Annotated in this window: 22 protein-coding genes; 8 read left to right on the top strand and 14 right to left on the bottom strand. The window is 39.4% G+C overall.

Annotation, left to right across the window (positions count from 1 at the left end; translation table 11 throughout):
- Positions 1-186: 186 nt before the first annotated feature.
- Together IPL24_16820 and IPL24_16815 are read left to right on the top strand one after the other, a co-directional pair.
- Positions 187-1,260, top strand: coding sequence for a hypothetical protein (locus tag IPL24_16820; GenBank protein ID MBK8365267.1), 1,074 nt, complete (start codon positions 187-189; stop codon positions 1,258-1,260).
- A gap of 68 nt (positions 1,261-1,328) precedes the next feature.
- On the top strand, positions 1,329-1,580 hold the full coding sequence (locus IPL24_16815) for a hypothetical protein (GenBank protein MBK8365266.1): 252 nt from the start codon (positions 1,329-1,331) through the stop codon (positions 1,578-1,580).
- Here IPL24_16815 and IPL24_16810 read toward each other — a convergent pair.
- The 13 genes from IPL24_16810 to IPL24_16750 all read right to left on the bottom strand — a co-directional run bounded on the left by IPL24_16810 (position 1,577) and on the right by IPL24_16750 (position 20,309).
- On the bottom strand, positions 1,577-2,578 hold the full coding sequence (locus IPL24_16810) for a cytochrome C (protein ID MBK8365265.1): 1,002 nt from the start codon (positions 2,576-2,578) through the stop codon (positions 1,577-1,579). The two genes, IPL24_16815 and IPL24_16810, sit on opposite strands and share 4 nt — an antisense overlap.
- Before the next feature lie 291 nt (positions 2,579-2,869).
- The gene (locus tag IPL24_16805) at positions 2,870-8,398 is read right to left on the bottom strand and encodes a T9SS type A sorting domain-containing protein (protein MBK8365264.1); all 5,529 of its coding nucleotides are present in this window, start codon (positions 8,396-8,398) and stop codon (positions 2,870-2,872) included.
- 91 nt (positions 8,399-8,489) lie between these two features.
- On the bottom strand, positions 8,490-10,406 hold the full coding sequence (locus IPL24_16800) for a hypothetical protein (protein ID MBK8365263.1): 1,917 nt from the start codon (positions 10,404-10,406) through the stop codon (positions 8,490-8,492).
- Between the two features lie 142 nt (positions 10,407-10,548).
- Positions 10,549-10,956, bottom strand: coding sequence for a hypothetical protein (locus IPL24_16795; protein MBK8365262.1), 408 nt, complete (start codon positions 10,954-10,956; stop codon positions 10,549-10,551).
- On the bottom strand, positions 10,908-12,818 hold the full coding sequence (locus tag IPL24_16790) for a SprB repeat-containing protein (GenBank protein MBK8365261.1): 1,911 nt from the start codon (positions 12,816-12,818) through the stop codon (positions 10,908-10,910). The genes IPL24_16795 and IPL24_16790 overlap by 49 nt, the downstream gene beginning before the upstream one ends.
- 41 nt (positions 12,819-12,859) lie before the next feature.
- The gene (locus IPL24_16785) at positions 12,860-16,003 is read right to left on the bottom strand and encodes a hypothetical protein (protein MBK8365260.1); all 3,144 of its coding nucleotides are present in this window, start codon (positions 16,001-16,003) and stop codon (positions 12,860-12,862) included.
- An 8-nt stretch (positions 16,004-16,011) separates the two neighbouring features.
- The gene (locus IPL24_16780) at positions 16,012-16,332 is read right to left on the bottom strand and encodes a hypothetical protein (protein ID MBK8365259.1); all 321 of its coding nucleotides are present in this window, start codon (positions 16,330-16,332) and stop codon (positions 16,012-16,014) included.
- Positions 16,333-16,344: 12 nt separating this feature from the next.
- Positions 16,345-16,536: a hypothetical protein gene (locus IPL24_16775; GenBank protein MBK8365258.1), complete on the bottom strand. Its 192-nt coding sequence runs from the start codon at positions 16,534-16,536 to the stop codon at positions 16,345-16,347.
- 180 nt (positions 16,537-16,716) lie between these two features.
- Positions 16,717-17,895 carry a T9SS type A sorting domain-containing protein gene (locus IPL24_16770; GenBank protein ID MBK8365257.1) on the bottom strand — a complete coding sequence of 393 codons (1,179 nt, stop codon included), beginning with the start codon at positions 17,893-17,895 and terminating at the stop codon, positions 16,717-16,719.
- A 96-nt stretch (positions 17,896-17,991) separates the two neighbouring features.
- Positions 17,992-18,738 carry a hypothetical protein gene (locus IPL24_16765; GenBank protein MBK8365256.1) on the bottom strand — a complete coding sequence of 249 codons (747 nt, stop codon included), beginning with the start codon at positions 18,736-18,738 and terminating at the stop codon, positions 17,992-17,994.
- The gene (locus IPL24_16760) at positions 18,690-19,220 is read right to left on the bottom strand and encodes a hypothetical protein (GenBank protein MBK8365255.1); all 531 of its coding nucleotides are present in this window, start codon (positions 19,218-19,220) and stop codon (positions 18,690-18,692) included. Before IPL24_16760 ends, IPL24_16765 begins: the two co-directional genes overlap by 49 nt.
- 110 nt (positions 19,221-19,330) lie before the next feature.
- Positions 19,331-19,510 (bottom strand): hypothetical protein, encoded by a 180-nt coding sequence (locus IPL24_16755; protein ID MBK8365254.1) that lies wholly within the window; start codon positions 19,508-19,510, stop codon positions 19,331-19,333.
- Between the two features lie 319 nt (positions 19,511-19,829).
- Positions 19,830-20,309, bottom strand: a complete 480-nt coding sequence (locus IPL24_16750; GenBank protein MBK8365253.1) for a histidine phosphatase family protein — start codon at positions 20,307-20,309, stop codon at positions 19,830-19,832.
- Between the two features lie 81 nt (positions 20,310-20,390).
- Between IPL24_16750 and IPL24_16745 the strand changes: the two genes are divergently transcribed.
- Together IPL24_16745 and IPL24_16740 are read left to right on the top strand one after the other, a co-directional pair.
- Positions 20,391-20,537 carry a hypothetical protein gene (locus IPL24_16745; protein ID MBK8365252.1) on the top strand — a complete coding sequence of 49 codons (147 nt, stop codon included), beginning with the start codon at positions 20,391-20,393 and terminating at the stop codon, positions 20,535-20,537.
- A 311-nt stretch (positions 20,538-20,848) separates the two neighbouring features.
- Positions 20,849-21,280 carry a hypothetical protein gene (locus tag IPL24_16740; protein ID MBK8365251.1) on the top strand — a complete coding sequence of 144 codons (432 nt, stop codon included), beginning with the start codon at positions 20,849-20,851 and terminating at the stop codon, positions 21,278-21,280.
- Positions 21,281-21,948: 668 nt separating this feature from the next.
- On the opposite strand, the gene IPL24_16735 is transcribed toward IPL24_16740, so the two are convergent.
- Positions 21,949-22,935 carry a putative sulfate exporter family transporter gene (locus tag IPL24_16735; protein ID MBK8365250.1) on the bottom strand — a complete coding sequence of 329 codons (987 nt, stop codon included), beginning with the start codon at positions 22,933-22,935 and terminating at the stop codon, positions 21,949-21,951.
- A 188-nt stretch (positions 22,936-23,123) separates the two neighbouring features.
- On the opposite strand from IPL24_16735, the gene IPL24_16730 reads away from it, so the two are divergent.
- The 4 genes from IPL24_16730 to IPL24_16715 all read left to right on the top strand — a co-directional run bounded on the left by IPL24_16730 (position 23,124) and on the right by IPL24_16715 (position 26,141).
- Entirely contained in the window at positions 23,124-24,521 is a 1,398-nt protein-coding gene (locus IPL24_16730) for an MBL fold metallo-hydrolase (GenBank protein MBK8365249.1), read from the top strand.
- 11 nt (positions 24,522-24,532) lie between these two features.
- Positions 24,533-24,832, top strand: coding sequence for a thioredoxin family protein (locus tag IPL24_16725; protein MBK8365248.1), 300 nt, complete (start codon positions 24,533-24,535; stop codon positions 24,830-24,832).
- Between the two features lie 220 nt (positions 24,833-25,052).
- The gene (locus tag IPL24_16720; GenBank protein ID MBK8365247.1) at positions 25,053-25,439 is read left to right on the top strand and encodes a hypothetical protein; all 387 of its coding nucleotides are present in this window, start codon (positions 25,053-25,055) and stop codon (positions 25,437-25,439) included.
- 87 nt (positions 25,440-25,526) lie between these two features.
- Positions 25,527-26,141, top strand: coding sequence for a hypothetical protein (locus IPL24_16715; GenBank protein ID MBK8365246.1), 615 nt, complete (start codon positions 25,527-25,529; stop codon positions 26,139-26,141).
- The last annotated feature ends 59 nt before the right edge of the window (positions 26,142-26,200 follow it).

Here is a 26,200-nt window from a genome sequence, read left to right as displayed (position 1 = left end):
TGGATACAATTTCACGTTACAAACATATTGCTTGCCCGCCTACCTAAAAAATACAAAATATTCCATTTGTCAAAGGGTATATTTTGAATAAATTGACACTTTACCCTTATTTTTGTGATTTTTTAACCTTTTTTTCTTAATTTGTCAGGCCCTTATTTTTGGCTGTTTACCAAAATTTCCGAAAAAATGACAACCCTTAAAGTTAAAGAATTAATTGACGTGCTTTCTCCTAATGAAGTGCGGTCATTCCGGCTATATCTGAAGTCGCCTTTATACAACTCTTCGGAATCTCTCTCAAATTTATTTGAGCTACTGCTTGGTACGGAATCAATTTCAAAAAACGTACTATTCGTCAGGATGTTTGGAGAAGTACCATATAACGATAAGAAAATGCGGTATCTTTTTTCTGATCTGACAAGCCATCTGGAAAAATTTCTTTCCCTCCTGGAATTTGAAAAAGATTCTGAAGAAGAATCTCTGTACCGTCAAAAATCACTTTCAGAAAGAAATGTCAAAAAAGCATATTCATTCACTATGATTAAAAGTAGTGCAAAAGAAAATTCTGAAAAGGCGAGATCTTTTATGAATAAATATCGCTCTGAAGAGATCGCCCATCTGTTCAATGCACGTCAGCACTCAAGACTTGCACAACTTAATTACACCGGACTTTTAAAAAGTCTGGATCAATTTTATTTCGTTCGAAAGCTGCAATTACAATGTGAACTGATCAATCTTAAAAATGTATTGAACAAACAATTTGAAGTAATTCTAATAGATCCGATCTGCGAATATCTTGTGTCAAACTCATTTCTTTCATCACCATTGATTGAAGTCTACTACTACATCCTGATCAGTTTGAAAGGAAACAAAGAGGAGTCATTCGATGCTTATGAAAAAATAATTTCCATTACAAATGAATTTCGGAACAAATTAGCTGTAGAAGACCTGAACAACATTTACCAATATGCAAAAAATTTCTGCATCAGGCGGATCAATTCCGGTGAAGATAATTTCCGTTTAATTCTTTTTGATCTGTACAAATCAATTTTAAAAAACAAACGATTGATGAAGCATGATCACCTCTCGCCCTGGGAATTTAAAAATATAGTCACCCTTGGTTTACGATTGAAAGAAGACGAGTGGGTAAAAGATTTCATTTCACGATTCATCAATTTTCTGCCGCCACATGAAAGAAAAAATGCTTTAACCTATAATACTGCAATGCTCTATTACTTTAAAAAAATTACAAATTCGTTTTAAAATATCTGCAGGAGGTTGAATTCACGGATCTTTATTATCAGCTTGATTCCAAGTCAATACTATTAAAAGTGTATTTTGAAAATGATGAGCAGGAAGCACTACTTCACCACATAGCGGCATTCAAAATATTTTTATTAAGGAATAAAAATATTTCCGCTTATCAACTTTCCATTTATAAGAATTTTATAAAATACTCTTTGAAGATCTTCCGCGCAGGTTCCAATTCGAAAAAACTGGAAGCACTGCGCGCAGAAATATCATCGTCAGCAAATATTTCCGACAGAAACTGGCTGACTGAACGAATCAATGAATTAGTCTAGTTATATTTTGGTTCTGTCTGAACAGAATACTTCTCTACTTTATTTACAACAGGTGGCAATGTTCGCAAATAATCATAGATAGCACTCAGATCTTCGTCAGTCAGATTACTGTACAAGCCCCAGGGCATTGGTGAATTATTTCCTCCTTTTCCAACAGGAATGTTTTTCGCCTTTTCATCTCTGTAAAAACGAAACTTATCAAGAAATGCTTCTTTGGTCAGGAGTCCGATACCGGTTTCATTATCCGGAGTAATGTTAGCCGATGTAGCACAATGTCCATCGATGCAAAATTTAAATCCTCCGGCAAATTCTGTTCCCGGTAGCATCTGACCTTTTTCTAACTTGGTATGACAAGCAATACAAGCGACTGCATTGACCATGTACTCACCATAGGCAAGTGTGTTTGCGCGGTCGGGTGCCGGTGGCAATGGACCATCAAGATCTTTTGGAATTGTTTTAACAATAAGATTAAGCGGGAAATCAAGTTTCCGTTCAGGGATTTTGTTCTCAATTGGTTTCAGAGAACGGATATATGATATGATAGAATAAATATCTTCCTGCGACATTTTACTGAAATGTGTATAAGGCATCAGAGGAAATAGTGCTTCGCCTTTTTTATTTACTCCCACTGTAATTGCACGAAACAATTCTCCATCAGTCCAGTCGCCAATACCGGCAGGTGTAATATTTCTTGCATAGATAACTCCGGGCACATCTGCTTTCGGTCCGTCAAAAACTTCTCCGCCCATTCCTTCAGTTCCCGGAACGATCGGTCCACTGAATTTTGTAAAGTCGCGCTTAGAATGACAATCAATACAATTTGTAACATAATTTGCTAAATACTTTCCTCTTTCAAGTCGTTCTGGTGTAATTTCTACATGGATGTCCTTAGCTGCTGCGACATTTGGGTGAGTACTGTTGAAGTAAATCAGAAATCCGATTACAGCGATAACTACTATTCCGAGGATAATGCCAATAACTCTAAGAATTTTTTTCATGGTGGTGGTGTGTTTATGTGTAGAGCAAAAATAAAAAAGTTTTTATACCGGCAAAATCCAATTTAAAAGATGTTTTGTATAAGTGATCAGGTATTTTTCTCAAGCAGAATTACGCAGAAAATGCAGAAAATACGCAGAGATCTCTATGAGACCGAAAACAATGTTTTAGATTCAATAATAATCGTTAAACAAAATCTGCATTTCATGATTATGAAAAAATAATAACAAAAAAAGGGAAGCAGCCAATTGCTGCTTCCCTTTAATTTTTCGGGATATTCCCGAGTGAAGTTATTACTCAACTACAACTCGTTTCGATTGAGAGTTTCCGTCTTCAGAAGTTACGCTGATTACATAAACACCTTTAGCGAAATCTGTCATGTTGATTTCAGTTGAATTATAGTTTTCAGAAGCATCGATAACATTTGAATAAATGATGTTACCAAGTAGATCTGCAACCTTCACTGTATATTTCATATCAGAATCTGAATTGAAAGAAACAGTTGTTTTAGCAGAAGTCGGGTTCGGATAAACTGAGAATTCAGCTGTGTTGATTGAAGCGTTATCAGCAGCTGTACGACAGAACTGATTTACAGAAACTGCAAGTGCAGCCGGTTGAGAAGCGCCACAAGCGTTAACTGCATTTGCGCGTACAACAGCAGAAGAAGTCAATGCTGTGTTGAAGTTTACAATTGCAGTTGTTCCTGATGGAGCGATCGAAGCGCCACCTGTTACTGACCATGTATAACTTGTAGCACCTGTTATCGGAGCAAGGTTATAAGACACGTTTGACTGAGTTTTACAAACCGATGTTGGACCTGTGATTACAGGGACAGCAGGGCGGGAAGTAACAGTGAAACAACGAGCCGGACCAGCACCGCAAGCATTGTTAGCAGACACACAGATGTTACCTGCATTAGTAGTAAATGCAGCAGTGAAGTTAACTACGATTGATAAGCCGTTAGGTGCAGTTGATACGATATTCACACCTGCCGGTACTGACCAGTTGTATGAAGTAGCACCCGGAACCGCAACAATAGAATAAGTTACTCCGCTCAAGTTACAAAGAGCTGTACCAGGACCAGTAATACCGCCCGGTTGATTTGGAACAGAACCTACAGTAAATGATCTTGTATAAGATCCACAAGTGTTAGATACTGTAATGCTCACTTGTCCGCTTGTCCATGCAGGTCCGAAGTTGAACGTTGCTGAAGAAGTTGTTGAAGTTAAGTTCTGTCCATCAAGTGAAGCGTCACCTGTGATAGACCATGTATAAGTGTCTACACCCGGAACAACAGGCATTGAATATGTAGCAGTTCCGTTTGCACAAACTTTTGTAGGTCCACTCACTGCATTAGAGTGTGCAGGAATACCCGTGATAGTCATACCACGAACTGCAGAGATTCCATTACAGTTTACACCACGAACCTGAACAGATCCTTGAGCAAAGTTTACAGGAACACTAACAGTAATTGTATTTGTACCTTGACCAGAAGCAATGAATACACCTGTACCTGTAACGGTCCAGTTGTAGCTAGTTGCATTAGCTGATGAAGTTGAGAATGTATACACACCTGCACCACAAGTTACACTTGGTCCGCTGATCACAGCAGGTAAAGAAGGATATGCAACGATCACTGGAATATTTAAACAACTTGTCATACTTGAACCACAAGCGTTGTTTGCAGCAACACAAATGAATCCGCCATTGAATCCGCTACCGAATGCAACAGTGATACTGTTTGTAGTTGATGAGCCTGTAGCGCCGCTTGGAAGAGTCCATGTATAGCTTGTTGCGTTAGGATCATTAATAACTGAGTAAACGATTCCTGCAGAGTTACGACAAGCTCCTGCCGGACCGCTGATAGCACTTGGAGTACCAACTGAACCACCTGAACCAGTAACTAAAGCTGTAGCAGAACCGGAACATCCATTACCATCAGTAATAGAAACCGTATATGAACCGGCAACTAAACCTGTTGCAGTAGCAGTAGTTTGTCCGCCCGGTGACCATACATAAGTATAAGAACCATTTCCTCCGGAAGCAACAACTGTTGCAGTTCCGTCAGGTGTAGAACATCCTGAAGCAGGAGTAGTTGAAGTTGTTCCTTCTACTTTTGTTGGTTGAGTTAATGTAACAGAAGACGATGAAGTACATCCGTTAGCATCAGTTACAGTATATGTAATTGTACCTGCCGCTTGATTGAATGTACCTGTTCCTGAATAAGGAGCTGTTCCACCTGATGCATTAACGCTAACAGTAGTTGTTCCGCCGAAGCAAAGAATACTTCCTGTTGCAAAAGCAGTCGCTTCCAGTTGAGAAGGTTCTGTTATAAAAATAGAAGTTGAAGATTCACAACCGTTAGCATCAGTTACAGTGAATGTCCATGACCCACCACCTAGCGTGAATGTACCAGTACCTGAATAAGGAGCTGTTCCACCAGTTGCAGATACTGTTATTGTTGATGAACCACAATTACAAAGAATCGGTGTAAATGAAGATGATGCTACAAGAACAGCAGGTTCTGTAATTGTAATAGTAGTTGTAGCTGAACAACCGTTTGCATCAGTTACTGTGTAAGTATAAGTTCCTGCTGTTTCATTGAAAAAACCTGTTCCTGTGTAAGGAGCTGTTCCACCAGTTGCAGAAACTGTTACTGTTGATGAACCGCCATTACAAAGGATTGCTGTTGCAGAAGAAGATGCTACAAGTGCAGCAGGTTCAGTAATAGTGATAGTAGTTGTAGCTGTACAACCATTAGCATCAGTTACTGTGTAAGTATACGTTCCTGCTGTTTCAGTGAATGTACCAGTTCCTGAATAAGGAGCTGTTCCACCTGTTGCAGAAACTGTTACTGTAGATGAACCGCCATTACAAAGAATCGCTGTAGAAGATGATGATGCAACAACTGCAGAAGGCTCAGTAACCGTTCCTGTAGTTGTAGATGTACAACCATTAGCGTCAGTTACAGTAAATGAGTATGATCCTGCTGAAACAGTAAATGTTCCTGTTCCTGAATAAGGAGTAGTTCCACCTGTTGCAGAAACCGTGATTGTTGTTGTTCCGCCATTACAAAGAATTGCAGCATCCTGACTTGATGAAGCAGAAAGTACTGTTGGTTCAGAAACTGTACCGGTTGTTGTAGATGAACATCCATTAGCATCAGTAACAGTGAAAGAATAAGGACCTGCACTAACCGTGAAAGTTCCTGTTCCTGTTACCGGTAATGCACCACCTGTCTGAGAAACAGTTATAGTAGTTGTACCACCATTACAAAGGATCGGTCCGTCCTGAACTGAAGAAGCAACGATAGAACAAGCAGCAGTGTTTACTGTAGCACAAGCAGATGTTGTACATCCGTTAGCGTCAGTTACAGTGATGCAATAGTTACCAGGAAGAAGTCCTGTTAAGTTTGTAGAAGAATAAGGAGAAGTACCACCTGTTACAGAAGCGATTGAAACAGTACCATCAGCACATGTAGGACATGATGCCGGAGTTGATGTTGCAGTTGCAGCTAAAGCTGTTGGTTCAGTAACTGTAATCGTTGTTGAAGCAGTACATCCGTTAAGATCAGATACATTATATGTATATGTTCCTGCAAGAACCGTAAAAGTTCCTACTCCGATATAAGTTGGAGTACCACCGGCTGCTGTCACAGTTACTGTCGATTCACCACCGTTACAAAGAATTGCTGTTGCAGAAGAAGACGCTGTAAGAAGTGCTGGTTGAGTAATTGTAATTGTTGTTGTAGCTGTGCAATTGTTTGCATCAGTTACAGTGTAAGTATAAGTTCCGGCTACTTCAGAGAATGAACCTGTTCCTGTGTAAGGAGCTGTTCCGCCTGTTGCAGATACTGTTACTGTTGATGATCCACCGAAACAACCGATTGCTGTTGCAGAAGAAGAAGCAACTAATTCAGAAGGCTCAGTGATCGTTACTGTAGTTGTAGCTGTGCAACCATTTGCATCAGTTACTGTGTAAGTATAAGTCCCTGCTACTTCAGTAAATGTACCTGTTCCTGTGTAAGGAGCAGTTCCACCTGTTGCAGATACTGTTACTGTTGATGATCCACCGAAACAAGCGATTGCTGTTGCAGAAGAAGAAGCAACAACTGCAGTAGGTTCGTAGAAAGTAAGAGTTACTGTAGCAGTACAGCCGTTAGCGTCAGTTACTATGTAAGTATCTGATCCAACTGTCTGGTTGAATGTACCTTCACCTGAATAAGGAGGTGTTCCACCCGATCCTGTGATTGTAACAGCAGTAGTTCCACCATTACATAGAATTGGAAGGAATGAAGGAGTGATCGCAACAGCAGACGGTTCAGATACTGTGATATTTGTAGTTGAAGAACATCCATTATTATCAGTGACAGTAAAAGAATATGATCCTGCACCCACTGTAAATGCTCCTGTTCCTGTTACGGGTTCAACGCCGCCTGTTTGAGAAACAGTAACGGTTGTTGTTCCACCGAAACAAAGAATTGCAGGGCCTTGTGAAGATGAAGCCAGTAAAGCACAAGAAGGACTTGAAACAGTTGCTGATGCAGTAGTCACGCAACCGTTATCATCTGTTATATTAGCCGTGTAAAATCCTACACCCAGACCTGTTGCTGTTGGTCCTGTTTGTGTTGGTGTTGTATTCCATATAATTGTGTATGGAGCTGTTCCACCGGAAACGTTAGCAGTAACAGTTCCATCTGTTGCTGAAGGTGTAGAAGCGTCTGTTGAACTTCCGGTTGCTGTTAATGCATCCGGCTCTGATACAGTTACCGACGTATTAGTAGTACAATTGTTGGCATCTGTAATTGTATAATTATGTGTACCCGCACTAACAGTGAATGTACCTGTTCCTAAATAAGGTGATGTTCCGCCTGTTGCAGATACCGTTACTGAAGTAGTTCCGCCATTACAAAGAATAGGAGCATCTTGAACCGCCGAAGCAACTAGTGCTGCAGTAGGACCAGTAATTACTGCAGTGGCTGTTGCAGAACATGCATCAGCACCTGTAGCAGTTACAATATAAGAACCGGGTTGAAGTCCGGTTGCAGTTGCACCTGTTTGTACCGGTGATGTATTCCATGAATAAGTTACCGGCGCTGTTCCACCTGTTGATGTTGCAGTAGCAGATCCTGTTTCACCAAAACACAATGTGTTTATCTGAGACTGGATTGAAGCTGCAATTGTACAACCTGCTGAAGGTACTGTTAATGCACATGGCGTTATAAGAGTTTTCGTTAATGCAGAAGACAAAGATGTTACTGAATTACAATTCAGGTAAACGATCATTGCAGCAGTTGGTGCAAAAGCAAGTTGTGCTGATGCTCCTGCAACAAATGCGTTATTACCGTTTGAATTACTAACCATAGTCAAGGCAAAACGGCCTAACTTAACTGTTTGGCCAGGTAGCACTACAGGAGCCTCATTAGGTGGTCCGGCACAAGTTGCATTCTGGTAGATCGCAGTACCTGTTGAAACCTGCCATTGTCTTGCAGCCGCAGTATAACTGAATGTCGGCGAATTAGTAGGAGGAAATGACCTCGGTATTATCGATTGGCCATCGTTTACATAAGAAAATGTAACTGTGTTAGTTCCTGCAGGTAATAATGCAGTACCATGTGTCATACGAATAACTGTGGAGTTGATGCGCATGTCCGCAGGTCCGCTATTCGTCATCATAACATCGAAAGTAATTACGTTCGAAGTTATCGTACAATTATCAGTGGACATCGAATAACTTTGTCCTTTGCTGGTGCCCCATGCCGTCAACAAGACGAGCAACGTCACGAATGTTCCTTTAGAAAGGAATAGTATTATTTTTTTCATGTATTATTTGTTTATCCTCTTGGTTATTTTATTGGTTAGTATATTAACAGAAGCAACAGAGCTGGGCCGCTCCGTTACTTCTGATTATTTTTTAAGGATGTATTGCGAAAACCCCCGCAGCATTATTATTATCATAAGCAGGGAAATCTCCCGCATCAACAAATCCATCACCATTCAGATCTGTAACATAATAATCGCAGCATAGACCTGCTGTGTTATCATTATCATAAGGTGGGAAATCTGCTGCATCAACGAATTCGTCCTGGTTAATATCACCGGTGAAGATTGAATAGATTCCTTCATTCAGATCATCTGCCATCCAACCTGAAAATGCTTGTGTAGCTGAAGTTGAGAAGTCATACGATGCCGGTGTTGCTGAAGCCATTGCTATGTCAACAGCTGACCATGTAAGTAAACTATTTCTATGACGGATTGCGATGTAATAATTTCCATCAGCTGCATTCAATGTTGCTGAACATGTTCCATCAGTCATCAATACTGCCTGAGTAGATGCAGCAATTAAAAATGTAGATGCATCATAAATTTCAACAGTGATCGTATCTGCTTCTGCACCTGTAGCACCCGGTACCAATTGATTCAATAACGCAGGCTGCATTGTTCCGCCGCCTAAGTAGAAACCTTGTAAAAATGCTGTTAGGTTTAGAGTCATACCTGTTGGACAAGTTGTAACTGTGAAATTCGCAGTTGTCGTAGTACAGTTGGCAGCAGTATACAGATTGAATGAACCAGACGTTGCTGCCGGAGGAATTGTAACCGTAATTTCTCCTGAGTTTACTATAACAAATATAGTTGAAATTCCATTTAAGTCAATAGCTGTAACCAAGTTTAAATTTGACCCGAAAATGGATACCGTTGACCCCACGCAGCCTGATGTTGGTGTAAAGTTAGACACAAGAACGGCTGCCGGATCCGATACTGTGATAGATCCCGTACCCGTACAACCATTTTCATCAGTAACTGTATAGTTATACGTTCCTGCAGCAACTGTGAATGTTCCGGTTCCGGATAAAACACCGGTTCCTCCGCTCGCAGAAACTGTTACTGTTGCTGTTCCACCAGGACAAACAATTGGTGTAGTTTCAGTAACAGTAACTGAAATTGCTGTAGGTTCTGTTATGGTAATTGAATTAGTACCTGTACAACCATTTGCATCTGTAACAATATAAGTGTGCGTTCCGGCAGAAACTGTAAATGTTCCCTCTCCTGTTAAGATTCCTGTTCCGCCTGTAGCTGTTACAGTAACAGTTGCTGTTCCACCATTACATAATACAGGTGTTGTTTCAACAGCTGTAACTACGACTGCTGTTGGTTCTGTTAATGTGATCGATGCAATACCTGAACATCCGTCAGCACCTGCAACAGTATAGTTATGTGTTCCTGCAGAAACAGTGAACGTACCTGTTCCTGTATACGGTGTTACTCCACCTGTTGCTGAAACTGTAACTACAGTTGTTCCGCCATTACATAGAATCGGGTCAGCAGTTGCAGTTACAACCGGTGCTTCATTTACGATAACAGTTATTGGAGTACGTGGACTTTCACAACCAAGATCAACATTTAAAGGAGTTGACGGAAGACCAGGATTTACACCTGTTCCTGTTGTATAATTCGCAGAAGCTGCAATGAATGTTCTCCAGCCGCTGATCGTACGTGATTGAGCACTAAAGTTCAAATTCACATAGTTTGCAGAAGCAAAAGGAAAAGTATTTGCTTCAACACCGGATGTCAATCCTGGAGGTACATTACCAGTTGCTGTTGAAGTTGCATTTTCAAAAATGTTTGTATCATCAAACACTGCAAGATGAATTTGCTGAGCAGTATTAAATAGTGGATTATCAGTAACAGTACTTGTGAAAGCATAGATCTGATCACCTGCTCCGGCAAAATCAAGTTGGGTATAATTTTGAGCTGTTGTACACGCCGAACATGTTATTGGACCTGTAGTAGTCCAGATATAATCTGCAGTACTCACTGTGCTTTTGATCATTGTTCCGGCTGCTACAGTATTTAAAGCAGTCCAGCGCACAAAACCTTCACTTCCGTTTGCATCTACTGCAGATGCTGATCTGAATCCTGTTCCTGTCCAGCCGTTATCTGTAAAATAGATTATCGTTCCTGCAGGAATTCTGCTAAGTGCAACGAATGAATATTCGATCCGGTGCCTGATCCTGGAATCCGGTGATAGCTATACTCAAAGGAGCTGTCTGTTGTTGAGATACATAATACGTCGTTGATCCTGCTGTTGCAGTCGAAGGTGTTATTGATGCATTCGGCGTACCTTCTGTTGGTGTAGTATACCACCATGCACTATATCCCGGTAATGTTGTTGCAGTTAGTGGAGTTGCAATATCGTTCTGGCAATATGTAACCGGAGAAGATACTGTTGGTGCACTAACATTTATAATATTTACAGTTGTTGTAGATGATGCTGTACAACCTTCCACTGAAGTTCCTGTAACAGTATAAACAGTTGTTACGATCGGTGATGCTATACAACACTTCCTGTTGTTACATCTAAACCTGTACCCGGAGTCCATGAATAAGTTGAAGCTCCTGTTGCTGTTAAACTTACAGAACTTCCCTCACACATTGTAGTTGTTACCGGAGTAACTCCAACTATAGGCAGATCATTAACAGTAAGTGTAACAGTACCCAATGTTGTACAACCACTGATATCAACTGCAGTTACTGTATAAGAAGTAGTTGCAGATGGCGTAGCTGTGACAATAGAACCTGTTGGTGAACTCAGACTTCCTGAAGGAGTCCATGTATAAGTAGATGCACCTGTTGCTTCCAGTACAGAAGATTCTCCTGCACAAATAGCAGCTGGTGTAGCTGTAACTGAGATCGTACTTGAACTTTGAGTAATAACAGTAAACGATTCAGATTTTGTACAACCGCTTGCATCGGTAACAGTTACAGTATATGTACCCGCACCTAGTCCGGTAATGTCTTCTGTTGTTGCAGAGTTGCTCCACAAGAAAGTATAAGGAGAAGTTCCACCGGCAACAGTAATGTCAACCGCACCTGTGCCTCCACCTGAACAACCTGTATTTGTTACCTGACCAACGATTAGAATATCGTTAGGCTGAGTTACTACTACTGATGAACTTGCAGTACAACCGATTCCATCAGTCGCTGTTACTGAATATGTACCGGCGATCAATCCTGAAATAGCATTTGTGATCTCACCATTGGGTGCCCACAAATAATCTATTGGAGTATTAGTTGAAGTCGCTGTTGCTGTTGCAGTACCTGTTGCCCCACCGAAACACAAAACATTTGTTGAGCTTGCAGAAACAGTTACTGAAGATAAACTTGCATCAGCATTGGAAAGAGAAACAACCTGACGTCTGATTGCAGTAGTAGTATTTGCACCGGCTGCCCAGATTCCTGTTGCAGAAGTTTCGAATGCCGCAATTGTATTATCTGCATTACGTGCTTCAATTCTTCTTACACCATTAGAGTTGTTAGCACCTATCGGATAAACAGCAGCGAAAGTTCCTGCAGCTGTTGAGCCCATGAAGATCTGATCTACCAATGTTCCCGGGAATCCTGTTTGTGTTCCTTGTGTAAGACCACTTGAATTTGCAGGGTATGCAAAGATCGGATCGCCCGTACCTGCAGTATTATCATAGATCAAAATATATTTTCCACCAATACAAGCAGCAAGCTCACCGGTTAATAAAGCTCCGTCATCTGTTGTTGCAGGCGTAAGTGCTGATGGTGCAATGTCAAGTGCTGTAATTGTTTTTGTCGTAATAAAATTCGGAACGATTGTTCCAAATGTTCCCGTTGAATAAGCAATACGAACATTATGAACTGCTCCACCATCGAAACGTGATACGTTTCCTGAAGGTTGAAGGAAGATCCATACCGGACCTGAAGCTCCATTAGCATCTGTAGTAAATGCACTGTTTCTTGTTTGTCCTGAGTAGGCTGTTCCATTCCAGATTGTACCGGCACCCAATGATGTACTTGCTTCTGATGTCAGACCAATTCCTGCAGCAACATTATATGATGTGTTTGGAATTAAATTATCTATCTGGAAACAAACTGCAATTGGTGTACGGTTAGTATTTGTAGTTGATGTAGTTTTTGATCCCATAAATTGTGGAACCACTAATTCAGTAAATGCAACCGGTGGATTGATAAGTATGTTTGAACTGAACGTTGAGAATAATGAACCTGAAGTTGCTTCAAGAACATAAGTACCAACCTGACTGAAGACCACATTTGAGAATGTTGCAATACCATTTACGAATGGAACTGTCAACGTACCTGAAATTGATCCCGGACCGTTGAAGATTGCAATAGTTGCAGATCCTACATAGTAAGGGTCTATAGATGCATTTGGTCTTAAAGCGAAAACATAGAACTGATCAACTGCAACGTTCACTACACCATTTGGTGGTGTGCTTGCAAATTGTAATTGATTTGCTATATCATAAACTTCAAATGCGGAGTTTGTGCATCAAATAATACATCGCCGGCAGTTGTCGCAGCGTTGATAATTACATTTGGTTCTGCAACATCATAAACGATTCCTGAAATTGTAATCTGGTCTGTACCGGAAAGCATAACCCCGGTAGTAGTGCCCGATAAAAGTGAACCGAATCCTGCGAAGACTGTAAGGTCAATAGTAGTATTCTGTGTTACGTTTTGTGGACTACCAACATTATCCTGTGCCTGAATTGTAATTGAGAAAGGTTGATTCACGACAACATCAGCTCCACCATTAACATTCAGAACAACCAATTGTGTAGGGAATGAAGGTGCAGCAGTTGTTACATCGTTTGGATTCAGGGTAGCTGTACTGGTATTATACTTCGTAGCAACACCTGCTCCATTGTAAGAATATACACGGAAGAAATATTGCGTAGAAGGAGTAAGGTTAGTGATACTAACTATATTACTAGGCCCATCATATACAACTTGTTCTCCACCACCGTAAACTGTATTGGCAGTATATGTACTTCCATCTACAGGATTTGTAAATGAATTCGTTGTATTCATTACTACAATACGGTTTGCACCATCACCTAAATTCCAGGTAACTCCTGTTGCATTTGTAAGTGTAGAAAAGAATGAAATATTATCGTCTTGAACAAGTGGTGTTTGAGGACCAACTGCACTGAAAGTAAAGTCATCAATTGCAAGTCCGTCATCAGAACCGGAATCATTTACATCTTTCCAGCGAATAACTAATTTTTGTCCCGGTAACCAGTTACCTGCTAATGGGAATGTATAAGATTTGCTTACTTGATTAAGAGGATTGTTTCCGTCAAGTGCACCAAGTGTTCCTGATGTTACCGGCGCTGTTAAATCAAGAGCAGATACTCCTGTATAAGTTCCTGTCAGGATATTGGTACCATCAAGACTATATTCAAATGTAAGAGTATTTGTTCCTGCACCATATCTCCATTGTTCACCTACATAAGTAATTGTAACAGTTGAAAGTGGTGTTGAACCGGTATTTACAAAAACGGCTCCCATAGCTGGAACTACTGTTGCTCCCAATGAACCCAAAGCTCTTTCGGCAGATGCTGTAGTACCATAACTGTAGCTACTTCCTGTACTTCCTGCTCCATTATCAGCCTGCATTCTTGCATCTCCACTTGCCTGATTTGCGATCTGCCATCCTGTTAAACTTGTTGCATTGATAGGAGTCGTAGAAACATTATAAGGTCCCTGACCAAATCCTGTCATTACCGGTGTACCCGATAAAGGCAGTCCGTTAAAATCCTGAGAATATGTACCTGTTGTATAGCTGATATCATCAGGTGTTGTTGCACTCGCACTTCCGAAAGTTGAAGTAAGATAATTTGTTGTCAATAGTGTTCCATTGAATTCATAAACACGAACACTGTAAAGTGTATTCACTGAAAGTCCTGTAACAAGTACAGATGCAACAGAAGCACCACTATAAACAATTTTATTTCCACTTCCCTGATCTGCTGCAACTGAGAAATCTGAATTCACTCCTGAATAAGTTGAGCCATCCGCTGGTATAAAAGTTACAGGGTTAACTGCACTTACAACAACTAATCTGTTAGGACCCGAACCTCCGCTGAAATTAATTGTCAATTCAGACGTTTTCACTTTCGTGATCGTAGTTGTTGCAGATGATGCCGGTTCAGTAGCAAATGTTGAAGTGCTATTTGTTCCAGGGCTAACTACATAATAATTTGTCAGTGCACCTGAACCGTTGTATTCATAAACTGCATAATGATATGTAGTAGCAGCAGCAAGTCCTGTAACTGTAACAGTATTTCCTGATCCATCATACACGGCTTTATTTCCACTTCCCTGATCTGTTGCAAGGTTATAATCAGAATTCACTCCTGATAAAGTTGTTCCATCGATAGGAGAGAAAACAACAGGGCTCGTATGTGCTATAACTACTCTGTTAAGTCCATCACCACCCGCAAAATTAAGAACCATTGATGTAGCAGTAACTGTTCCGAATGTAATCACAGATTGAACAGTTGGCTCTGATGCTATTGCAGTACCACTCAATGAAAGAGTTTGTGGGTTAGCAGTATTACTTGTATGAGATACCGTACCTGCTAATGTTCCCGGTGCTGTTGGATTGAAACGTACATGAATTGTTGTGGTTGCTACAGATCCCGCCGACTCCGGCAAAACGATTGATCCGCTGCTGGTAGTCCAGTTAGTATTGTCAAGTGAAATTTCATATTGAGCACTTGGCACCAATGTAATATCATCAACTAAATTTGATCCTGATACTGTATAATTCTGAGAAGCCGAAGGTGTCCCGGAAACTGTAGAGAAAGCTGTTATTGTTGAATTCACATTGATCACAGCACTGCTTGGAGCGGCAACTGTAAATGTTGCACTGTTTCCTGCTGTTAGAACGTCGCCCGATGTTCTGGTTGCTGTCAAAGAAACTCCTGATTCAGCGACATCATAGAGTACCCCCGAGATGACAGTTGAACTGCTGCCGGCACCAATGGTTCCTGTTAAGGTTCCTGTTAAAGAACCTGAGCCGGATAAAAGTGTAAGTGAAACATTGGTTGCAGTCTGAACATTTCTTGCAACATTGGTTGCATCCTGCGACTCAACGGTTACAGAAAAAGAAGCATTCTGAATCGGACTTGCCGGAGAAATATTTGTGATCGCAAGTTGGGTTGCAGGAATAAATCCTGTTCCTGACAAGCCTACCACTGGTGGTGTACTTACAGATCCACCTGAAAAAGTTACATCGCCGGTTTTCAGACCTGCTGATTGTGGCGCGAACCGAACATAAACCGGTACATTTGTAATTGTACCTGCTGTATAAGGAACTAATGCAGTTGGCCCAAATGTGATATCATCATTGGATACTACGTAATCTGTCGAAGGAGCTGTAACTGTTATATCAGAAGCGGCAGGAGAAAGATTCGCACCGCTCAATAAGAAATTCTGTGATGCACTTGTAGTTGACACCGCCTGATTGGCAAACGTCAATGTTGCCGGTGAACGTGTAAGTGTAGGAGTTACTGAACTTGCTGTTACTTCTACAGAGGTATTATTATTTACTCTGAAAGTAGTACCTGATGCCAGAGCATTATAACCATACACATATATATTTAAAACTTGTCCGGCTGAAACAGAGATTGGCGAACCCGGAGTAAGTACATAAGATAATGATGTTCGTTGGAATAAACGTTCCTGTGATACAATGCACCCGCATCTATTCTGTATTGCACTTCACCTGTAATAGTATTGGCACTTACCTGTGAAACTATAGTTACTTTAGATAAAGTGAAATTCGTTGTAGCATTTGCAGTGATTGAAAATGTATAATACTTATTTCCTGTAACTGCTGCTGCAGAACCAGTAACGTTGAATGCATTACCTGAAATTCCTGTACTTGCAGAAGAACATCCAACACCCGGACCTCTTGACAAAGAACTGAAATGTTAATCCGTTACTGCGGGAGCAGCAGTTGAAGTTGGCGTTGCCGGGCAAGTTACCGAGCCCATACCGGTGTACGATACAGTTGTTTGACTGAATGAGCTTGTCGAACAAATGAAAGCCATTACAAGAAGTAAAAGATACTTCAGGCTATTGTTAACTCTGCTCGTACATTGATTTTGTAATGAATGTATCATGTATTTGATTTTTAGTTTTTTCTGTGGGGGGTGAATATGAAAGTTGAATTTGTTTCATTAAAATTATCGGAAGCAAATTTTGCTTTCGAATTTTAATCAAACAACAATTCAATCTTAACTAATCAATATTATTTCGATAACTCTTGTAAGCCCCGTCAATAAAGGCTTTCCGCAAGTTACTTATTCCTTTACAATTCGCAAACTTTTCTGACCGAAGTCAGAGTTTACACGCAGTATATAGATTCCACCGGCTATCCCGGAAATATCCAAATCGCTGATTCCTTCTGAAACATTTGAAAAGATTTTAACTAAACGACCATCTAATTGGTATAATTCAGGAGAAAAATCGGTGCCTCCCAGACAAGTCAGACGGATTTTGTCTGTTGCGGGAACCGGGCCTGCCTGGATAAAAAACCTGGAATCTGTTGTAAATTTGACTGCAACCACTTCGCTATAGCTGAACTGGCGGTCAAAATCTGTTTGTTTTAACCGGTAATAGGAAATTCCCGGCAATGGGCGCTCATCAATTGCAGAATAATTGAGTATTACATTGCTGTTCCCGGCGCCTTTTTCTTGCTTAAGGTCAGAAAATTCTACTCCGTCATAACTTCTTTCTATTGTGAAATAGTCGTTGTTGATCTCAGTAGCAGTACTCCAATCAAGATCAACCTGTTCGCCATTTGGTTTAGCAGAGAAACTCAGCAATTTCACCGGTAAAGGCGAAGTAATTGCAGCAAGAGTCCATGCTCCATATGTATTGAATCCCGGAGTTGTTGTAGTATAAGTACCTGTCGTTTGACCGGCAATAGGATAGATCCATTTGCTTGTTCCCGGATTGAACCATTGTGCAACCATCAAAGCCATATTATTAAATGGTGCTACAGGTAATTCTACAGGTGCATAAGTAAAAGTACAAGTAGCAGTTGGTGAACCGGCAGAAGCCGTAATTTCCCAAAAACGATCTACTGTTGCATCTCTGTTGTCCGGCAAAAGTCCTGTTGTACTATTGAGATTGGTCACTAAATAAGGAGAGACCGGCCATGGTAAATTATTTGCAGGTGTTCCATAAGTAGCAACTGCTAAATTCCCGACGGTTGTTCCTGTAGGAATAGAATATGTAAACGGAATATAATTCGGAACTCCCGGTTTACCAAATGGGATCACATAATTGCTTGCCAATGCAACTGTCCCAATGTTCCATTGAACGATTGAAGAATTGTTAACTGTTTCGACTGGACAATTAAATTGTAATGTTGATGAAAATTGTTTTGAAAAAGTCAATCTGAAATATCTTTCACCACCCGGGCAATTTATTGTTTGGGTATTAGTACCTCTAAAAATTACAGTACCGTTCTTCATCAAATCCGCTTGTATTATAGTTATACCAATTTCCTCCAACATTCTAATAGTTTGATTATTACTATTTAGTATGCACACCGGATGAATTAACAATATTCAAATCATTTGCGATATTATAGATCCCCATGAATTAAACATAAATTTATTTCCAGATCCCGAAATAGTTAAATAACCATAAAAATTAGAGCTTGTACCAAAAGGGATGCTAGATGAACCAGGAATTGAAGGTACATTTTGATTTCCAGTACCAGAAAATTCTGTAAAACTACCATTTTGAATATCCCAAGTACTATTTATACTTGACAGTGCTGTATTAAATCCACTTGTACCAGTTATTTCCAAAGTTCCTCCAGTCATAACTCGAAGTAAATGACCTGCATTACCACCACTAAAGTTCATTGAACTCGTAGCTGAAAGAATTGCATTGGTACTAATTGTAAAAGTTGTTGCGTTTATTATTGCAATGATAGTGGCACCAGCTGGAATTCCTGTTCCTGAAATGCACTTCCCAATTGTTAAATTAGTTGTTGAAATTGTTGTTACAGTAGGAGATCCTAAAACAGTTGTACAATTTGAGGTTTGAAAATTAGTGCTAACCTGAGCAGTCCTTAATATTCCACCATTATTTATTATCCAAGCACAAGAACCACCACTGCTTAAAACAAAGCCGTTAACTGTAGAGTTAGCAGGATAATTAGTGGTAAATGTTGTTGCATTAATAATAGAAGTTACAATTGTTCCCAAAGGAAAAGCGCCTATTCCTGTTCCAGTTCCTACAATGCTAGCCCCAATAACTAATGTTGCAGTATTTGTTGCAGTAACAGTTGTTGAACCTGAATGCAATTTATACCAGTAACATTTACTGCAGTATTGTTTGTTGCAAAGTATGTAGTCCCCGATACGATCATTGTTCCGTCTATTGTAAAACTTCCTGCTGATTGAGTTACTCCACCAGATACAATATCACCATCTATAGCTGCATTACCTGTCAAAGCGCCACTAGGAATTAAATTTAAAGTTGCTCCAGCGGCAATATATACATCAAAACGAGATGTTCCAGACGCATTATTATTATAAATCTGAACTTGAGAACTGGAGTTGAATCGAATGTTTATATCACGATAAATATTGAATTGAGTATGTTTACTTAAGCCGGTGTTTTTTCTGATCCTTGAAACATCAAATGTTCCTGTTCCTGTTACATTACAAACTACACTTTCTATTCCAAGTGAAAGTCCGTCGAAAATTGCTCCATTACCAATAATACCATTGCAGATAATATCGCCATGAATATTCAAATAACAATTTGTTGCGTGTTGTTCCAAATCTTTCCACCTGCAACATCAAGTGTAAAGTTACATTCACGATTTGAAGTATTCATACAACTACAGTCGTTCCACTAATAATAAAAGCATTTTCGTTCTATCAGGATAATTTACACCGGGAACTGCACCCAACGGTGCTGGTGCCCATGATGCTCCATTCCAAATTCCCCATGTTGATCCTGTTTATAATTACCCGAAGCAATTGATCCAAAATCACCAACCGCTTGCCCAAAAACGTGATTACAAATAAAAATAAGTAATACAAAAAATACGTTTTTGATTTTATTCATGAGTCTTTTTTTAAATCCGAATCATAGCTTATGAAAACTATGCCCTTCAAACTTTTTGCAAAGAAATAGCTTCTCCTTTGCTACAACATTAGGTGAATATTAAATCACAAGTCCACACTTTTTTGCTTGTAAATCGAATCTTCACGGTTTAAGGGGCAAACAAGATAGTAAAAGCAATTAAAATGAGAGCATTTATCACAAAATTTTACAATATAATAGAATAGTCTTTCACCCACTAAATAGTGTCGTTAACGGAATAATTGGAATTTCTCCATTTTTCGGGCCCCGTTTTTTGAAAACGTCGTCAGTACAATTCAGATTAATATTGACCGGTAAGATCAGCGGCTCCGCCCGATATTTCGTTCCAACTAGTTGAAATACTGATAATTACCACTCCTGAAGTCGGGAAATCGGCAATCTTTCCGGTCAAATAGGTGGCAAATTCACTAATCGTTTCATTATGTCCGAAAATAGCAGCCGATTTAACTTCATCGCCGATCGAATTAGCCACCTGAAGGTAGTCGCGAACGCCGGATTCATATAGGTTTTCATCAAGCAAAATCTGTGATGCAGGAAAGCCCAGTTCTTTCGAAAAAATAATTGCTGTATTAACCGCCCTGAAAGCCGGACTTGAAATTACAAGATCCCATTCCACATTTGCTGTTGAGAGTTTTAAAGCAACACGGTGTGAGTCACTGACACCTTGCTGAGTTAATGGACGTTCGAAATCAGTAATACCATCGGAAGGAAAATCTGCCTTCGAATGTCTGATCAGATAAAGAGTTTTGATTGATGACATCAGATACGCTTAACGTAATGGTAGTACTGTCTTAAAGCCTGAGGATAAAACTGTATATAAATTTGCAGAAAAACAAATCAGATGAAAACGATTCTTCTAAAGCTGATGAACAAAGAAACATTGTCGTTCGAAAGTATCTATCAAAACAAAGGATTTGCGGCCGATGCTTTTCAATTCTCGCTGATCGAACCACAAAGAAACAGAAACAGAAAAAAAGATTTCAGATAACGAAAGTTCTGAAAACAATTAAACGAACAGCATCACGGGCATTTTATTCTTCGGTCTTGTTGTTTTGGTTTTCGGTTTACTTTGTCGTTCATCAAACGATTAAGGCGTTTGCATTATTTAAACTTTAATATAAAGAAGAGGAATGAAGTGGAAAGAAGTGGAATGAAGTGGAATGAAGTGAAAAGAAAAAAGAGACATTCACATTTGAAAGTACAATTCACGCATCAGTAATTCACACTTTAAAGATTAAGGATTAAACAAAAAGCAAAAAGCAAAAAGCAAAAAAAATAACGATTTTTTAAAAAACAGCCATGATAACTTTAAATAAAAACTGGAACACGGGCATCGACTCGAACAAAAAATTTCTTTCCCGTTTGATGACTTATTTTATTTCGCTTTGTATAGACAATAAAAAATTCGATGTGGTTTATGAGGGGAGGTTAAGCCCTTCAGATTTCAACGAACCGGATGTAGTGATTTATTCAGGAGATATTAAAACTACACCGGTCGTTGCCATCGAAATCTCACGCGAGAGTGATCTGGAACAAACATTTTCCACCACAAAACAATTAGCGGTAAATTCTGCACTTGAAGAATTGTTCATTTTTCTTCCCGAAACAAATCGTTGGTTACAATACAAACGAAGCGAAGGAACATTCGTAGAAGTTGCATATGCAGAAATTCTTTCCGTTCCGCTTTATCGTTTCAGAGAATGGTTTTCGAGAAATCTTTCAGCAGCGTGAATTATTTTTCAGGTTACATGTAACAGGTTTCCGGATCTTTCTTTAAGAATTTTTTTTCTAAAAGATCCAATTCCCCAATCTGAAATGTGTGACCTGAAATATTCTTTATGATTAGGTTCAAAATAAATATTACACGAAGTTATATCTGCGCTAAATCTGCGAGATCTGCGGGAGAAAAAAAATTACCTGAAATATTCTTTATGATTAGATTCAAAATAAATATTACACGACTTATATCTGCGCTAAATCTGCGAGATCCGCGAGATCTGCGGGAGAAAAAAATTGCGCTTAAATTTTCCCGCAGATCTCACAGATCCCGCAGATATAAGTCGTGTAAAATTTTTTTAATATTATCCTGAATAATTTTTCAATTGAATAAATATTAATAGCTTGTAAAAAAATTAAGTCAAACAATCTGCGCAAAATCTGCGGGATCTGTGAGATCTGCGGGAGAAAAAAATTACCTGAAATATTCTTTATGATTAGGTTCAAAAATAAATATTACACGAAGTTATATCTGCGTTAAATCTGCGGGATCCGCGAGATCTGCGGGAGAAAAAAATTGCGCTTAAATTCCTCCGCAGATCCCGCAGATCATAAAATTTGTATAAATTTTTTAATATTATCGCAGATTTTTCAATTGAATAAATATTAATAGCGTGTAAAAATTAGCAAACAATCGCGAAAAAAAAATTTCCCATCAAATGCATCACTATAAACAACGACCCCGTCAAAATTACAAGCCACAAAATTATTCCCTGCAAAAGTGGTCGTGGTCCGACGGCTTTGATGTTCTTTAAAGAGATACTTGTACCGATCAAAAACAATGTAACACTGAATCCGATCTTTGATAACATCAACACTCCTGATTTTATTCCTTCCGGAATTGCTGCATAGGTATTCACTAATGATGCAAGAATAAAAAATAAAATAAACCAGGGAAATGCGGAGGCACTACTTTGTTTTTTGAAAATAAAGGAGGTAAGAAATGCCATTGGTATGATCCACAAAGCCCGTGCTAACTTTATCGTTGTTGCAATCATCAATGATTCATTTCCATACTGCGCAGCTGCACCGACAACAGAACTGGTATCATGAATTGCGATCGCTGCCCATATTCCAAATTGCTCTTGCGTCAGACCAAAATAATGTCCAATCGGTGGAAAAATAAAAAGAGCAACTGCATTAAGAATAAAAACAGTTCCTATTGAAATAGAAATATCTTTTTCATCAGCCTCTACAACCTGACTGATAGCAGCAATTGCACTTCCTCCGCAAATGGCTGTACCAACACTTATCAGATATGAAATGATCTTGTCTACTTTCAGCATTTTTCCCAGAATAAATCCAAGTCCGATTGCAGCCGAAATAGTGAGTAACGTAAACACAAAGCCATCTTTCCCGGCGGCAACGACTGCTGTGAAATTCATTCCGAATCCAAGACCGATCACGGCACCCTGCAAAAGGTATTTGGTGACCGTTTTTGATTTTTTGGCAAAGGGGTTAACGGCAAAAATTCCAATTGCAAGTCCCATTAAAAGAGATAGAGATGGAGATAATTGCAAAAAAACAATCAATCCTATAAAAACAAAAAATAAGGTAACGATCAGACTGTTAGGTTTGTCCGGGATTGGTGTGGGCAGTTCCGTTTTCATGGATGGGCGAAAGGTCGTGAAAAAAAGTGTTTCTGCAATTAAATTCGCGGGTTCACGACAATGGAAAGGTATAGGTTGAACGGTTTGCAGGTTAACAGGTTTGCAGGTTACCAACCTGAAACCTGCAAACCTGTTAACCTGCAAACATTTACTTCCATTTCGTATCTTTACACCCAAATACCCCCCCCATGTACGTTCAACAACTTTACACAAACTGTCTGGCCGAAGCGGCGTATTATATTGAATCTAACGGTGAAGCGGCCATCATAGACCCGATCCGTGAAACAGATCTGTATATCGAACTGGCAAAATCACGTGGAGCGCGTATTAAGTATGTATTCGAAACACATTTTCATGCAGACTTTGTAAGCGGACATATTGATCTTGCGCATCAGACAGGGGCGACTATTGTTTTTGGTTCGAAAGCTGAAACAGGGTATGAAACATACAAAGCAAAGGATGGCGAAGAATTCAAGATCGGAGATGTAACGATCCGTGCATTGCATACTCCCGGACATACTCCTGAATCTGTTTGCTATTTGTTACTTGACAAAAGTTATCAGGAGCACAGCATTTTCACCGGTGATACTCTTTTTGTAGGTGATGTTGGTCGTCCCGATCTTCTCGACGGTAAAATGAGTAAAGAAGAATTAGCAGGAATGATGTATGAATCTCTGAATACAAAGATCAAAACATTACCTGATGAAGTTATCGTTTATCCGGCTCACGGTCCGGGATCTTCATGCGGAAAAAATTTAGGAAAAGAAACTGTCAGCACAATTGGTCAGCAGAAAGCTACAAATTATGCATTGCAGAATATGAGTAAAGAAGAATTCATTAAAGAACTTACAACCGGACTTACTCCACCACCGCAATATTTTTTCAGTGATGCACGTATCAATAAGAATGGTTATTCGTCACTTGCGTCTGTTCTTACAAAAAACAGAAAAGCACTTTCACCGGATGAAGTGGAAGATGCAATAGGAAACGGTTCACTTGTACTGGACACTCGCACTCCGGATGATTTTGAAAAAGGATTTATTCCCGGATCGGTCAACATTGGTTTGAATGGAATGTTTGCTGTGTGGGTTGGAACAGTTGTAGACATAACAAAGAACCTCGTTTTAGTTTGCGATTCAGGTAAAGAAGAAGAAAGTTTGCTTCGTCTTGCGCGTGTTGGTTATGAAAATGTTGCCGGCTATTTACAAGGAGGTTTTGACACATGGAAAAATTCCGGGAAGAAAATTGATACTATAACATCTATTGAGCCATCCGAGCTGGTAACTAAAGTTAGTTCAGGTGCGGCTGTTCTTGATGTAAGAAAGATCTCTGAAGCAGAGGGTGGTCACATTACCAATGCAACCGTAATTCCTTTAAACGAACTTGCAGAGAACACTTCTGAAATAAACAAGAGTGAACCGGTTTATGTTCATTGCGCAGGTGGTTATCGTTCGATGATCGCTGCATCAATATTAAAAGCGAAAGGCTTTAATAATATTGTGAATGTTCATCACGGCTGGAGTAAAATAAAAGATACTGCTGTACCAATTTCATTAGGTGCACCTGCAAATCTTGCAACGAATTAACTTTTTTTATTTTGTCAGAGAACTTTCCGGCTTCCGATGATCTTGTGATCGTTGATTTTTATGCTGACTGGTGTGAGCCCTGCAAGTGGGCATTACCGGTTATTGATGATGTGCTAAAGCATTTTAATGGAAAGATCACGCTCGAAAAAGTGAACATCGACGAGCAACCCGATCTTGCTGCATCATTACACATTATGAGTGTACCAACTTTTATTCTCTATCAAAACCGCAAAGAGATCTGGCGCATGCGTGGCTTTGATATTGCGCCGGTGATGATACGGAAGATTGAGTCTGCTGTTAGTGAGCTTTAGGAGTTTTTTTGAAAATATTTGCAAGAAATAATATCTGTATTTATTTCCCTCGAGCGCAGATTTTTAAATCTGCATCCCATCTGAGTGTTTTCTGCGAAAATCTGCGTCCCTCTCCGGGAAACAAATCCAAAAATTATATAAACATTACTCAAAGTCCTATAACACTTACCGAGTCGGTCGGATATACTTTTTGCTTCACAAATCAAAACAACCGACACAAATGAAAAATCTAGTTTCACTTCTTCTCATCCTGAGTCTTGCATCATGCAACAAAGAGGAGTTCAACCTTAGTCTTACGAAAGAGTTATCAATTAATTCAACATTCGCTGGAGCAAACTTTATAATTAAAATTGGCTTACCGGAAAACTATGATCCGGGCTCACAAAAATATTCTTCCATCTACGTTCTGGATGGTGAAGAGAACTTCGACTATGTTGCTGAAAAATGTAAACAAATAAGCGGTGATCTTTCAAAATCAAATGTCCTTGTGATAAGTATTGGATATGGAAATGACAGATCGCAAGATTATACTCCTACTGTAACTAATGCCGGGGGCGGTGGTGCAGAATCATTCATAGCAAAATATTGTTTCACACATGGATCATAGCGGTTCAAAGAAACCAAATATAAAAGAAGGACTGACATTCTATTTTTTGAATAAATAATAAAGAATCAATCTAAAAAATCCAACAAAATGAAAATAAAAAACCAGATCCTATTCATTATTCTACTTTTAAATTTAGCGGAATCAGCAGCACAAATAAGTTCAGACAACACAAGAAATGAACAATCATTAGAAAGAAAATTAACGATCGAACCGGCAATTGCTATAAAACCATGGCCAATTTCAGATCTGCTGGTAAGCAATCTGGTTCAATGGAATTTTAAAAAACATCTGAGCCTGGTTTCTCACACTTCATATTCATACAATAATGCCTTCCTTCGTGATTTCAATTACATCAAAACAAATTACAACTACTCCCTAAGTCAGAAGTTGGGAATCGGAGCTTCGGTATATTCCAAGCATTCCTCACATACATTTTCTCTGATTGCAGGAATAAAATATGATGCTTTCAAAGAAACTATGAACAATCCGGGAATTCGAGATTTTTCAGCTTCTTCATCGGGTGTTTCACCGGACATGGGTATTATGTATAATTTGAAAATCGGAGCTAAAAAATATTTCTTCAGTTACCGCATGTATCTTCCACTCACTCCTTATCCAATACAAACAAGTGACATATATTCTATAGATACTAATCTTGCAAATTTTACTTTAGAATTTGGAATAGGAATTCGTTTAAAGTAACAATAACAAACAGTGAATAAACGAATAAATGAAATCAGGTAACTAATTCTCTTTACTTC

This window comes from Bacteroidota bacterium, from assembly GCA_016711505.1.
In the GTDB taxonomy this organism is placed as follows: Bacteria; Bacteroidota; Bacteroidia; order AKYH767-A; family 2013-40CM-41-45; genus JADKIH01.
Note: the sequence above shows the minus strand (reverse complement) of the source record. Positions and strands in the feature narration are given on the sequence as shown.